The sequence below is a fragment of the Thermoanaerobacterium butyriciformans genome, from assembly GCF_017874545.1.
Taxonomy (GTDB): Bacteria; Bacillota; Thermoanaerobacteria; order Thermoanaerobacterales; family Thermoanaerobacteraceae; genus Thermoanaerobacterium; species Thermoanaerobacterium butyriciformans.
On the sequence record NZ_JAGGLT010000015.1, the window covers coordinates 28725 to 41429 of the forward strand.

Consider the following 12705-nt stretch of genomic DNA (forward strand, 5'->3'; position numbering starts at 1 on the left):
TCATCATATAGTCACATCTGCCAGCATTCCAGGTTTTAACTCTTTAACATTATCTTTTATTTGTATCTTTACCTCATAAACTATGTCTTCTTTTGAAGACTCTGTAGTAGTATTTTTGGGCGTAAATTCGCCATTTGGAGAAATGTACACGACTTTACCGCTTATTTTCTTATTAATGGAACTTACGTTTATGGTAACATCTTTATTAAGGGATACTTTGTACAAGTATTTTTCTGGGACATATATTTTAATCCAAAGATTGCTTAGATCAGATATTTCAGCTATATTTCCGCCAGAAGTTATGATTTCACCTTCTTCTACATATTTGGTTGTTATAATTCCATCACATGGTGCTTTTATTGTGGCATTTTCGATATTCGTTTTTACCTCATCTAAAGCTGCTTTTGCAGCATTTAAGTTTGCTTCGGCTACCTTGACTGTTTCACCAGCAGTCGCTGTTTGCAGCTTACCTGCTTCAGCTTTCATAATTGCAGCCTTAGCTTGCTCAACAGCCGCTGCTGCTGATTGAATGTCCTCTGGCTGTGCTCCTTCTTGTATAAGACTTAATGCTTCTTCGGCATAATGAACGTCATCAATTGCAGCTTGATACTTAGCCTTTACTTCATCTAATGTCTGTTGCGATACTGCACCTGATTCGAGAAGCTGACTTGTACGCTTATATGACTTTTCTGCAACATCGAGTGCTACTTTTGCCTCATCAAGTTTGGCTTTTGCCTGTTCTATTTCTTGTGCACGAGCGCCATTTTTTACTTTGTTATATTGTGCAGTTGCTTGGTTAAGAGATGCTTGTGCTGCTTGAATATCAGCTTCATTTACTTTTTCTTGTAATAGATAAGTATCTTTTGCATTACTATACTGTGCTTGCGCAGCTTCTACAGCAGCTTCTGCTTGTTTTTCTTTGTCTTGTAATTCTTTTATATCTATGTATGCTAATATCTGACCTTTTTTTACTGCATCTCCTTCTTGTACTTTAACTGTTTCCACGCGCCCAGAAATTTCTGATTGAACGTTTACCGTTGTTGATTCAATTGTTCCAGAGTATACATTTTCATTTGAAGCTGTATTTGAACATCCCGAAACGATGAATATTGATATGACTAATAATACTATAAACGCCATTAAACGCTTCATAGACTACTGCTCCTTTCTCGATTTTATGCCATTCATAAAGATCTCCACGATTGTGCTGATTTCTTTGTCCACATCTTTTGATTTTTTGTCATGGGGGAAAAATTGCTGTTCGGCTATAAGCATCATTATAGAGCCAAAAAGCGAGCGGACAACAGTACGTGGAGGCAAATCCCTAAATATGCCTTTTTCAATGCCATTCTGATAAAATTCTTCTCCTATTTCCAATGTCTTTATTGCAATGTGTTCCACCAGTTTTTCGCGTATTTTCTCTTTCGTCAATGCTTCTGTGCCTATCACTTTGATTATTGAAAAATTTTTTGAGATCATTTCATACCTGTCTTTCAGTAAATCTGCGAGAATTTCTTCTTCTGGCTTTTCAGAGTGAAGAACTTTATTTAGAGGCAATACGATGAACTTTTCAGAAAAAAATTGGATTGCTTTTGTGACGATGGACATAAGTATATCTTTTTTTGTTTTAAAGTACCTAAATATAGTTCCTTCTGCGACGCCTGCATTTTTGGCAATTTCGCTTGTCTTTGTGCTGTCAAATCCCTTTTCGCTAAAAAGTTCTATTGACGCGTTTATGATCTTTTCTTCTGTTGAAATGTCATCTTTTTTCATTTATACACCTCCAAGTGAGTGCTCACTCATTTTTATTTATTATATTCTACTATGAAAAAATTGTCAATATGACAAAATTTAGATTGTACTATCAAAGTGTATTAAGTTTATAAACAAACTGTCACTAATGTGTATGATAATCATTTTTTATGAAATACTAATTTTAGCAAAATTCAAACTTATTATATTGAGGAGGGTTAAATATTTATGACTGTCGAAATGAAATCTATGGATGGAAATACTGCCGCAGCGTACGCATCATACGCTTTTACAGAGGTTGCCGCCATATATCCCATCACTCCATCATCACCAATGGCGGAAAGTGTTGACGAATGGGCTGCACATGGTAAAAAAAATATCTTTGGGGATACTGTCAAAGTGGTAGAGATGCAATCAGAAGCAGGTGCTGCAGGAGCAGTACATGGATCTTTGCAAGGTGGTGCTTTAACGACTACATACACGGCATCACAGGGACTTCTCCTTATGATACCAAACATGTATAAAATTGCAGGTGAGCTTTTACCTGGCGTTTTTCACGTAAGTGCTCGAGCAATTGCCGCACACGCTCTATCAATTTTTGGAGACCATCAGGATGTGATGGCATGCAGGCAGACAGGTTTTGCACTTCTTGCATCAAACAGTGTTCAAGAAGTGATGGATTTAGGATGCATTGCACATCTTAGCGCAATCAAGTCAAGAGTGCCATTTTTGCACTTCTTTGACGGTTTTAGGACATCCCACGAGATAAAAAAGATTGAAGTGATTGATTACGAGGACCTAAAAAAGCTTGTAGATTATGATGCAATAAATGAATTCAGGAATAGAGCGCTAAATTCTGAACACCCGGTGGTAAGAGGAACTGCTCAGAATCCTGACATATACTTTCAAGGAAGAGAAGCATCAAACAAATTTTATGAAAAGGTACCAGATGTAGTTTCATTTTATATGGAGAAAATAAAAGAATTGACAGGTAGGGAGTATCATTTGTTTGACTACTACGGAGCAAAAGATGCTGAATACGTAATAGTAGCAATGGGTTCTGTATGTGAGACAATTGAAGAAACGATTGATTATCTTTTGGGGTTAGGTGAGAAAGTTGGACTTGTAAAAGTTAGGCTTTACAGACCGTTTTCAGAAAAGCACTTTTTAAATGCTGTCCCAAGCACAGTCAAGAGGATAGCTGTATTAGACAGGACAAAAGAGCCTGGGTCTATCGGCGAACCTTTATACCTTGATGTGGTGAAAGCATTTTTTGGCAAACAAGATAAACCTATAATCGCAGGAGGCAGATACGGTTTAGGTTCAAAAGATACGACTCCTTCGCAAATCATAGCAGTGTATGAAAACCTTAAAAAGTACAATCCGATAGATAGATTTACGATAGGAATAAAAGATGATGTGACGATGACGTCTTTAGATGCAGGCAGATTAATAGAAACTGTGCCGCAAGGAACTGTAAGCTGCAAATTTTATGGCTTGGGCTCAGATGGAACTGTTGGCGCAAATAAATCTGCCATAAAGATAATCGGTGATAATACAAATCTTTATGTGCAAGGTTATTTTCAGTATGATAGCAAAAAATCAGGAGGAACTACCATATCTCATTTGAGATTTGGCCAGAAGCCTATAAAATCCAGTTATCTTGTGTATCATGCCGATTATATAGCATGCCATAACAAGTCTTTTATTTACAACTACGACATTTTAAAAGGACTAAAAAACGGTGGAACCCTTGTCTTAAACTGCCCTTGGAGTGAATCAGAACTTGACGAAAAACTTCCAGCATCTATGAAAAGATACATTGCCAAAAACAAGATAAATTTTTATACAATTGACGCCATATCTATTGCAAGAGAAGTAGGCTTAGGCGGTAGGATAAACATGATAATGCAGACGGTGTTTTTTAAACTTATCAATATAATACCTTTTGAAGATGCCATTAGGTACTTAAAAGAATCAATACAAAAGACTTACGGCAGCAAAGGGCAAAATATAGTCGATATGAACATTAAAGCTGTTGATAAGACATTGGAGTCCTTGAGAAAAGTGAATATTCCGGCTTCATGGGAAAATGCCATTGAAAATGAAGGCTTTGTCAAAGACGAACCGGAATTTTTGACCAAAATACAAAAACCTATGGCCAAAAATGAAGGCGATGATTTGCCTGTAAGTGCTTTTTCAGGCATGGAAGACGGTACATTTCCATTGGGAACAACAGCATACGAGAAGCGTGGCATAGCTGTAATGATTCCACAGTGGCAGATAGAAAAATGCATACAGTGCAACCAATGCTCATTGGTATGTCCTCACGCTGTTATAAGACCGTTTTTGTTAAACGATGAAGAAGTGAGAAATGCACCGTCTACTTTTGAGACCAAAAAAGCGGTAGGTAGAGGGCTTGAAGCATTTCAGTATCGCATTCAGGTAAGTCCCTTAGACTGTACAGGATGTGGCAACTGTGCGGATGTGTGCCCAGCACCTGGAAAGGCACTTGTGATGATGCCAGCAGAGGGAGAAATAGAAAATCAAGTTGACAATTGGGAGTTTGCTGTAAAGATTAAGCCAAAAGATAATGTGATGGAAAAGGCTACATTGAAAGGCAGCCAGTTTTCTAAGCCTCTCTTTGAATTTAATGGAGCGTGCCCTGGCTGTGGAGAGACTCCTTATATAAAGCTATTGACGCAGTTGTTTGGCGATAGGATGATAATAGCAAATGCCACAGGGTGTTCTTCAATATACGGCGGAAGTGCACCATCAATACCATATACAACTAATGATTTAGGCAAAGGACCTGCGTGGGCAAATTCTCTTTTTGAGGACAATGCAGAGTACGGATATGGCATATACCTGGCAAACAAGAAAATAAGGCAAAGGCTTGGAGAATTAATCTCTGAAGCACTTAAAACTCAGATACCTGATGAATTGAAAAATGCTTTTGTAGAATGGCTAAACAATAAGGATGATGGTGAAGCATCTCAACTTGCATCAAGTAAAATCATAAATATAATTAGCCGTGAAAATTTAAAATCTAATAAAATAGTACAGGAGATATACAGACTGAAAGATTACCTTGTCAAGAAGTCCCATTGGATAATAGGTGGTGATGGATGGGCTTATGATATAGGTTTTGGAGGATTGGATCATGTGTTGGCATCTGGAGAAGATGTAAATGTGCTTGTGCTGGATACCGAAGTTTATTCAAATACCGGCGGTCAGTCGTCAAAATCTACGCCTACGGCAGCTATCGCAAAATTCGCAGCATCCGGCAAAAAAATAAAGAAGAAGGATTTAGGTTTGATGGCTATGAGCTATGGATACGTCTATGTGGCTCAGATTGCCTTGGGTGCAAATATGAATCATACGGTGAGGGCAATTGCTGAAGCGGAGAAATATAAAGGCCCTTCACTTATAATCGCCTACTCTCCATGTATAAATCACGGTATAAAATCAGGAATGGGTACAAGCATTAAAGAAGAGAAAAAGGCAGTTGATGCGGGATATTGGCACCTTTATAGGTACAATCCGGAGCTTAAAGACGAAGGGAAAAATCCATTTATATTGGATTCGAAAGAACCGACAGCGTCTTACATAGACTTCTTAAAAGGCGAAATAAGGTATTCATCATTAGAAACACTTTTCCCGGATTTGGCGCAAAAGCTGTATGATGAGTCTTCAAAAGACGCAAAAGAAAGATTTGAAATCTACAAGTCTCTTTCACAACTTTAAAAAGTATGGCCTCGGTTGCTGAGGCCATACTTTTACTTTTCGTTTTCATCTACCCATTCTTTTGCGTTTATGACTTCTATTTCATTTGGGATAGGTACTTTTGCCTTGCTGGCATTTTCTTTAATATTCGCCCATGAGGCTGTTTCATGCTTTTCAATAGGTTCTTTATAATATTTTTTGCTTTTTCTTATCATAATATCAACTCCTTAAAATGTAGTATAATCATTGTGTACTATTTTATTATGCAAATTTTAGGGGGTTTTTACATGATTATAAGAGGTCATCATCTTTTGTGTATGTTAGGCTTTAAAGGATTGGGATATGATGAGGAATTTATCAAAAACATGGATAAAATCGTTGAAAAGCTTAAAAATGACGATGATGTGTTGATAAAGCTTGTGGATAGTGTGGATAACATTTGCGAGAAATGCCCCAATAATTTATCTGGCGTGTGCAAAAATGAACATCATAGAGACAGCATTAAAGAGATGGATGATGCTGTACTCAAAGTCATTCAAATAAGACCCGGAGAATCCATGAAATATAGCGAGATTGCGACCAATATAAAGTTATTTATGACTGAGGATATTATGAATGATATATGTCGTAATTGTAGTTGGAAAGGATATGGATATTGTGTGGATGGATTGAAAAATTTGAGATGATTAGAAATATTGGTATTTTTTTAATTGTGATTTGATGTTAAAATAAAATCAAAAGGAAAAAAGGAGGAAGTGGAAATAATATGACAGTAAGGAGTTTTTTAAAATTAGTTGAGATACAGACGAAGGCTGCCAGCATGACACCGTTTATGTTGGGAACTGTATATGCACTGTATGCTTTTCATGAATTCAAAGTTGTTAATTTTTTAATTATGTTTATTTCCCTAATATCGTTTGATATGGTTACTACCGCAATTAATAACTATATGGACTACAAAAAGGCAAATAAAACTCACGGGTATAATTATGAGAAACACAACGCAATTGTAAGGGATAATTTATCTGAGTCAACCGTTTTAATAACTATAGTTGTACTTCTTCTTATAGCGTCTGTTTCAGGATTTATACTTTATTTGCGCACAAATTTAGTAGTGCTTTTGATTGGCATGATGTCATTTGCAGTTGGTATTTTGTATTCATTTGGACCTATACCTATATCCAGGATGCCACTGGGAGAAATCTTTTCAGGATTTTTTATGGGCTTTGTAATTGTATTTTTATCTGTTTTTATCCATGTGTACGACAAAAATATAGCTTATGTTACATACAGCGATGGCATTTTGAATGTATGGTTTAATGTGCTTGTTGTACTAAAAATTTTCTTCATGTCGTTACCGGCGGTGATGGGGATTGCCAATATCATGTTGGCAAACAACATATGCGACATTGAGGACGATTTAGAAAACAGGCGCTATACACTGCCTATTTACATAGGAAAAGAAAAAGCCCTAAAATTGTTTAAGGCTTTATACTATATTTCATACATTGACATTGTGGTCCTTGTGATTTTAAAGGTGCTGCCATTGTTGACGCTTATTGTATTGTTGACATTTGTGCCTGTAAATAAAAACATAAGAAAATTTTACAAAGTCCAGACAAAGAAAGATACATTTCCATTGTCTGTTAAAAACTTTTTGATTATGAATGTTATAGAGATAATCGCTATAGGGCTGGGATTAATTCATTGATTCTGCTATTTTTAATAATTGCTCTTCTGAAATACCTGCTGCTTCCATTTGGTATATAATATCATCTTCTATCCAGACTATTTGGAGATATTTCACGCTTTTTTCTTTGTCTTTATTTAAAGCATTTGCATCTTTTAAATAGTACGACACTATAATACCTTTATTTTTATTAATTGTGGTGTAATCCAGTTTTTCTCTTTTTGCTGATTCTGGTATGTCTAATAAATTTTTTAGATCTATTGTACCTGCGATTTGGCTTTTTAAATAATACGGTAAAAAAGGCAAACTTGATACAGCGTATTTAACTTTGTTTTTATCAACTCCAGCTGGAACGTCTATTTTTGGAATTTTTCTAATTTCAAAGCTAAAATTTATTGAACCCGGAAAATTATATTCATTACTATTATCCATGTGAATATATACTATTTTAAAAAAATCTATTCTGAAGTTTTTACCTTTTAAGTTTTCTGGGAATACATTATTGTTTTTATATGATTTTATAAGTTTATTAATAGCATCTATATTTAAATTAAATTCGATTATTTGATTTCCATAAATACTACTTTCTATCTTATTAAGATTACTCAGAATGTTATTTCTTTGTGGCAGTTTGAAATTATAATTTACGTCAGATTTGAGCTTGTATAAATCGCTTAGTTTATATTCATATTTTTTTTCTTTATCATCTTTATTTACCCTTAAATACCCTAATTGTTTGAGATCAATATATTTATTTCCATCTTCAGATAATTGCAACATTATTTTATTAAAATATTCAGGTGATATGTAATCAGTCCGGTAATCATATGTTCTTAAATTGTTTAAAAAATTCCCAGTATTTAGAAATATGGACAACAATGCTATAACAACAGCAAATCCTATTCCTATCAATATATTTCTATGTTTTTTAATCATAAATTAATTTCCTTTCTATGTATTTATGGTATTAAAATGAGGCAGATAAGAAATATCCGCTATTTCTTATCTGCTATTTTTGTAAAATGAAACATAAATTAAACAATTTAATCACTAGTTAGTACGGCATTTGCTATATCAATTCTAGAATTACTGCTATTCATATTTTTCCAAAGAAATACATATTTTCCTTTTGGTAAATTCATAAAATTCACTTTATGATCACCAGCAGAATATATAATGTTATAACTAATCACATATTTTGTCGGATCTTTTTCTATTTCAGTCCTGTGGTTTACATAGTCATCTATTTTGTATACACCTAAGAATAAATTGACGGGATTTCCACTTGCCTTAAAAGAAATATGGAAATCGTCCTCATAAAATGGAAGATCTGATCCATCAGAATAAAAGCCAATTCCACTTTGCGTCGTCCAAGCCACTTCGCCTTTTACTAGGTAGAAGTTAGGTATTGAATAATTATATGCTGTTTGAGGCTCAATGGAATTAGCATTGTTCGTTTGGACATCTCCTTTCTGCGGATTAACAGTTATTATAGAATCTGCAGTACTTTTATTTAAATTATCCGATGCAAGTGCAACCGATGTTGACATAAGTAACACTAAACATAGCAAAATTGATACTAACTTTTTCATTTAAACCATCCCTTCAACTATTATTGAACTCAGAATGGCCATTCATATGTTCAATTAATATTATATATTCTAATCATGCAGTTGAGAAGTTATTGAATTCGCCGATTTTTTTATCAATATATGTCAAACTATGTCGTAAGTTTAAGCGATTTCGCTCAAAAATGTAATTATTTTTATTACAGTATATTTCCATAAGTATCTAAAATACCGGCATTTATGGCGTTTAAAATTAAAACAATATCATTTTGTGCTTTTAACTTGATTTTTAATTTTTCAATATACCTTCTTAGTGTAGCTTCAGATATATTCATTTCCTTAATAATTTCTTTTCTATTCAAGCTATTTGCTAAATATGTTAAAATCAATTTATCTGATAGACTTAGTCTACTGTTGATAGTAGCATAAATCTCATGTCTATACATAATTATTTCTTCAATATAATTTGAGATATTACTTAATATAGTATTTCGTAGTTTGTTGTATGATTTGTTTACTACAGACATGTCAATGTATGCAATTATTTCTTCACTGTAGTAATCTATGATAGGTGCTGCAGTACAGTACCAATTACTGAATAATCTGCAATAATGATCTTTTCCATTTATTTCAACTTGCTTATTCGTTTTTATAGCTAAATTAATTGCATTTGTACCACAATCTTTAAGTCTCATGCTAATACCTTCCGTAAAGTGCAATGCATCAAAGTAATTTTTTAGCTGTTCATCATATATTAACTTAACCACATAACCATCTGTATCGCATATTATAAAAAAATAACCTTTTTTTACTAAGTTGTCATATATATGATTTTTCCTTATTAAATTTTCTATTATTGAGATTATGTGCTTATTTTTGTCTTTACGTATTGCAAGTTCTTCATTAGACAGTACTTTGTCAAAGAACTTTATATTTGGGTTTACATTTATGAGTAATGACTCTCCGTATGAATTAATTAATTCTTCACATCTTTTTTCAACAGACAGTATACTTTTCATAAATTTTACCCTCCACAGTTTAATTTTTTATTTATTAATGTCCACATCACAAATCCCTTTTTTCAAATTTCCTTGTTCCGTAATACAGCAAAAAACAGATATAGAAGGCGATATACACAAACATGGCAGGACTTGGCTGTGAAGTACCGCCAAAAGGCCCTTGGGCAAGAAAGCTTAAGCCTGTATTTTGAGTGAGAAGCTCTGCATTCATCTTTCTAAATATCACATCTGTAGGTAAAATTAAGCTTGTGATAATACCAACATTTGAAAGACCTTGACTTGTCGCATCTGTGAAAAATGATCCCATTTGTTCGAGAATGCCACCTATCATTGCGATGCCGTATGTCATGACAGCTAAAACACCTGTATTTACAGTTGACATTATTGAACTTGAGGCGACTACTAATGATAAAAGGACTACTGGACCAAGGTCAAAAAAGAATAATGCACGGAAGACGTTTCCTAATCCTAAGTATACTTTCGTGCCAAAAGCGATATTAAGTCCTATTACTGAAAGAAACAACAATGTGCTATATACAGTGATAATTATGCTAAGCCCTATAAATTTGCCAAGCACGTATTCATGCCTCTTTAGAGGTTTATACAGTAAGGCATATATAGCACCACTTTCAACATCGCCTGACACAGCACCTACAGATGTAAGTACTATCAAAAATGCGATTATAAAATTTGAAAAGTAAAGCCCTGCTGAGAGAAGCTGTGATTCAAGTAATATCTTAGCTATGTTTGGCGTATTGTTTATAACTTGATTGTTGTTATGAAAAGCTAAACTTAATCCATAGCCATAAATAAAAAGATATCCTACTGTAAGTATTGCAATTAGGAGGAATGCACGCTTTTTAATCATCTCCTTGATAGTGTATTTTGTTATTGTCAGCATACATCCTCATCCTTTCCAACTATATTTATAAACAGATCTTCCAATGAACTTGTTTTTGAATCCAATTGATACAGTTTTGCACCGGAATCTACCACAATTTTTGCAATCTCAGGAATACTGTCTTTGTCTTTTACTTTAAATGTAAGTTTGCCATCTTTAAATGCAACGTCATATGCTAACTTAGAAATCTTTTCGATTAATTCGCTATTATAATCTGATATAACCATCTCTACATAGGTATTTTTGCTTAATAGGTTTTTAAGCTTTCCTTCGGCTATCACATGCCCGTGATTTATAATTGCGACTTCGTCGCAGATCATTTCGATTTCACTTAATAAGTGACTGTTTAAAAAGACTGTTTTACCATCATCTTTTAGCCTTTTTATTATTTCTCTTACATCAATGCGCCCAACAGGATCAAGGGCTGATGTGGGTTCATCTAAAAAGATTACTTCCGGATCATTTAAAAGAGCAATGGCAAGTCCTATCCTTTGCTGCATCCCTTTGCTGTAATTTTTTACTTTTTTATTTTCATGCCCTTTAAGCTTAACCAGATCAAGAAACTTTTCAATTTTTTTATCTGAGTTTTTTATCTTGTATAATTCTGCGTGAAATTTCATCAATTCTTTTCCTGTCATCCAGTCGTAGTACTTGAAGTTTTCAGGAAGAAATCCAATTTTTCTTTTTGATTCTATAGTGCCGATGGGAAAGCCATTGATCCAAGCAAAACCAGAGGTGGGGTATAAAAGCCCCACCATAGTTTTTACGAATGTACTTTTTCCAGCACCGTTTGGACCGAGGAATCCAAAAACCATGCCACTATCGATAGAAATATTTACATCTTTAAATCCGCCTTTACCATTAAACTGTTTTGTAAGGTTTTGAGTCTCTAGTATCATTTCATCACCTCATTGATTCTGCTATTTTTATAAGCTCATCTGGTGAAATATTGTTTCCGCTGAACAAATATATTACACCATTATCATTTAATGCAAGATTTGAATATACCTCTAAAATATCGGAACCTTGGAATTTTTTTGATATTACAATTCCTTTGCTGCCGTTTATAGTAACATCTTTTATATCATCTGTATCTGACACAGGAAATGGTATTGTGGTTTTCCAGTCTTTTATGCTGGCTATTTGATTTCTAATGTCGTCTGGAATGAATGGCATATTTATGACAGCATCTCTTACTTTTTCAATATCGACACCATCTGGTACGATTATTTCAGGGGTTTTCATTATATCAAGTCCGTAGCTTATATTTTTTGGAGAATCTGATTCATTTTTATCTATAGAAGATATATGCACACTATTGCCTAAAATTATTTTAAATGTCTTTTCATTTAAGTTCTCTGGCAGCAGCTTATTTCCTCCGAATGTCTTTATTAGATTATTTATCTTATCTACATTTAATTTAAATTCAACAGTTTGGCCTTTTTCTACATAAATGCTGTCTCTTAATTTGAAGTTGTCCACATCTTGAGGGATTTTAAAATTGTAGCCAACATATGATTTTATTTTATCCAAGTTGTTTTTACTAATTTCTTTGGATGAACCATAGTCACCAATTACTTTAATATCGCCGTACTGCTTTAGGTCGATTTCTTTATTTCCTGCTTGATAGAATTTATTTTTTATATCTTGTAAATCATCAGGTGTTATTGCTACAGCCTTAAAATTATTAAGTCTAAACAAGCTTAAAATCTCGGCTTCTGCTTTTTGAACAGGTGGCAATGCTATTGATGCTGCAATTACTGCTGCCGCAGCGGATACTGCTATATATTTTTTGTATTTTCTAAACATATTAAATACACCTCTTTCTTTTTTATTGATCTTTTTATTTAGATTTTCCCACGCTTCATTGAGATCGATGGAACTCGTCTTTAAGGCGTTATCTAAAAAGCTATTTAAATTTTTAAGCTCATTAAGCTTGGCTGAACACTTTTCGCATGTATCAAGATGTTTTTTTAGCTGTTCTTTTAGTGATTCATCTATTTCACCGTCTAAGTATGATTGCAATATTCCTTCATCGAAGCACATGTG

General features: G+C 33.9%; 12 protein-coding genes. 3 read left to right on the forward strand and 9 right to left on the reverse strand.

Features of this window, described 5'->3' with window-relative positions:
- Positions 1 to 3: 3 nt before the first annotated feature.
- Together J2Z80_RS07570 and J2Z80_RS07575 are read right to left on the reverse strand one after the other, a co-directional pair.
- Positions 4 to 1152 carry an HlyD family secretion protein gene (locus J2Z80_RS07570; protein WP_209453841.1) on the reverse strand — a complete coding sequence of 383 codons (1149 nt, stop codon included), beginning with the start codon at positions 1150 to 1152 and terminating at the stop codon, positions 4 to 6.
- A 3-nt stretch (positions 1153 to 1155) separates the two neighbouring features.
- Entirely contained in the window at positions 1156 to 1773 is a 618-nt protein-coding gene (locus J2Z80_RS07575; protein ID WP_209453842.1) for a TetR/AcrR family transcriptional regulator, read from the reverse strand.
- 207 nt (positions 1774 to 1980) lie between these two features.
- Between J2Z80_RS07575 and nifJ the strand changes: the two genes are divergently transcribed.
- Complete coding sequence (gene nifJ, locus J2Z80_RS07580) at positions 1981 to 5499, forward strand: pyruvate:ferredoxin (flavodoxin) oxidoreductase (protein ID WP_209453843.1); 3519 nt, start codon at positions 1981 to 1983, stop codon at positions 5497 to 5499.
- Positions 5500 to 5531: 32 nt separating this feature from the next.
- Here nifJ and J2Z80_RS07585 read toward each other — a convergent pair whose 3' ends face one another.
- Positions 5532 to 5693 (reverse strand): CDIF630_02480 family spore surface protein, encoded by a 162-nt coding sequence (locus tag J2Z80_RS07585; protein ID WP_013787058.1) that lies wholly within the window; start codon positions 5691 to 5693, stop codon positions 5532 to 5534.
- Between the two features lie 72 nt (positions 5694 to 5765).
- On the opposite strand from J2Z80_RS07585, the gene J2Z80_RS07590 reads away from it, so the two are divergent.
- Together J2Z80_RS07590 and menA are read left to right on the forward strand one after the other, a co-directional pair.
- Positions 5766 to 6164, forward strand: coding sequence for a DUF1284 domain-containing protein (locus tag J2Z80_RS07590; protein ID WP_209453844.1), 399 nt, complete (start codon positions 5766 to 5768; stop codon positions 6162 to 6164).
- Between the two features lie 80 nt (positions 6165 to 6244).
- Positions 6245 to 7189: a 1,4-dihydroxy-2-naphthoate polyprenyltransferase gene (menA, locus tag J2Z80_RS07595; protein ID WP_209453845.1), complete on the forward strand. Its 945-nt coding sequence runs from the start codon at positions 6245 to 6247 to the stop codon at positions 7187 to 7189.
- On the opposite strand, the gene J2Z80_RS07600 is transcribed toward menA, so the two are convergent.
- The 6 genes from J2Z80_RS07600 to J2Z80_RS07625 form a co-directional block, all read right to left on the reverse strand.
- Positions 7178 to 8104, reverse strand: coding sequence for a DUF4367 domain-containing protein (locus J2Z80_RS07600; RefSeq protein ID WP_209453846.1), 927 nt, complete (start codon positions 8102 to 8104; stop codon positions 7178 to 7180). The genes menA and J2Z80_RS07600 overlap by 12 nt on opposite strands.
- 107 nt (positions 8105 to 8211) lie before the next feature.
- Positions 8212 to 8760, reverse strand: coding sequence for a hypothetical protein (locus J2Z80_RS07605; protein ID WP_209453847.1), 549 nt, complete (start codon positions 8758 to 8760; stop codon positions 8212 to 8214).
- Between the two features lie 176 nt (positions 8761 to 8936).
- Positions 8937 to 9755: a LuxR C-terminal-related transcriptional regulator gene (locus tag J2Z80_RS07610; protein WP_209453848.1), complete on the reverse strand. Its 819-nt coding sequence runs from the start codon at positions 9753 to 9755 to the stop codon at positions 8937 to 8939.
- A gap of 46 nt (positions 9756 to 9801) precedes the next feature.
- Complete coding sequence (locus J2Z80_RS07615) at positions 9802 to 10656, reverse strand: ABC transporter permease subunit (protein ID WP_209453849.1); 855 nt, start codon at positions 10654 to 10656, stop codon at positions 9802 to 9804.
- Positions 10650 to 11555, reverse strand: a complete 906-nt coding sequence (locus J2Z80_RS07620; RefSeq protein WP_209453850.1) for an ABC transporter ATP-binding protein — start codon at positions 11553 to 11555, stop codon at positions 10650 to 10652. The genes J2Z80_RS07615 and J2Z80_RS07620 overlap by 7 nt, the downstream gene beginning before the upstream one ends.
- 4 nt (positions 11556 to 11559) lie before the next feature.
- A complete protein-coding gene (locus tag J2Z80_RS07625) occupies positions 11560 to 12702 on the reverse strand; it encodes a DUF2275 domain-containing protein (protein ID WP_085112775.1) in 1143 nt (380 codons plus the stop codon).
- Between the last annotated feature and the right edge of the window lie 3 nt (positions 12703 to 12705).

What these genes read in the sequence shown, in the direction of transcription:
- J2Z80_RS07590 (WP_209453844.1), top strand. Translation starts at nt 5,766, where the DNA reads ATGATTATAAGAGGTCATCATCTTTTGTGTATGTTAGGCTTTAAAGGA.
- J2Z80_RS07620 (WP_209453850.1), bottom strand. Translation starts at nt 11,555, where the DNA reads ATGATACTAGAGACTCAAAACCTTACAAAACAGTTTAATGGTAAAGGC.
- J2Z80_RS07610 (WP_209453848.1), bottom strand. Translation starts at nt 9,755, where the DNA reads ATGAAAAGTATACTGTCTGTTGAAAAAAGATGTGAAGAATTAATTAAT.
- menA (WP_209453845.1), top strand. Translation starts at nt 6,245, where the DNA reads ATGACAGTAAGGAGTTTTTTAAAATTAGTTGAGATACAGACGAAGGCT.
- J2Z80_RS07570 (WP_209453841.1), bottom strand. Translation starts at nt 1,152, where the DNA reads ATGAAGCGTTTAATGGCGTTTATAGTATTATTAGTCATATCAATATTC.
- J2Z80_RS07605 (WP_209453847.1), bottom strand. Translation starts at nt 8,760, where the DNA reads ATGAAAAAGTTAGTATCAATTTTGCTATGTTTAGTGTTACTTATGTCA.
- J2Z80_RS07600 (WP_209453846.1), bottom strand. Translation starts at nt 8,104, where the DNA reads ATGATTAAAAAACATAGAAATATATTGATAGGAATAGGATTTGCTGTT.
- J2Z80_RS07615 (WP_209453849.1), bottom strand. Translation starts at nt 10,656, where the DNA reads ATGCTGACAATAACAAAATACACTATCAAGGAGATGATTAAAAAGCGT.
- nifJ (WP_209453843.1), top strand. Translation starts at nt 1,981, where the DNA reads ATGACTGTCGAAATGAAATCTATGGATGGAAATACTGCCGCAGCGTAC.
- J2Z80_RS07585 (WP_013787058.1), bottom strand. Translation starts at nt 5,693, where the DNA reads ATGATAAGAAAAAGCAAAAAATATTATAAAGAACCTATTGAAAAGCAT.
- J2Z80_RS07575 (WP_209453842.1), bottom strand. Translation starts at nt 1,773, where the DNA reads ATGAAAAAAGATGACATTTCAACAGAAGAAAAGATCATAAACGCGTCA.
- J2Z80_RS07625 (WP_085112775.1), bottom strand. Translation starts at nt 12,702, where the DNA reads ATGTGCTTCGATGAAGGAATATTGCAATCATACTTAGACGGTGAAATA.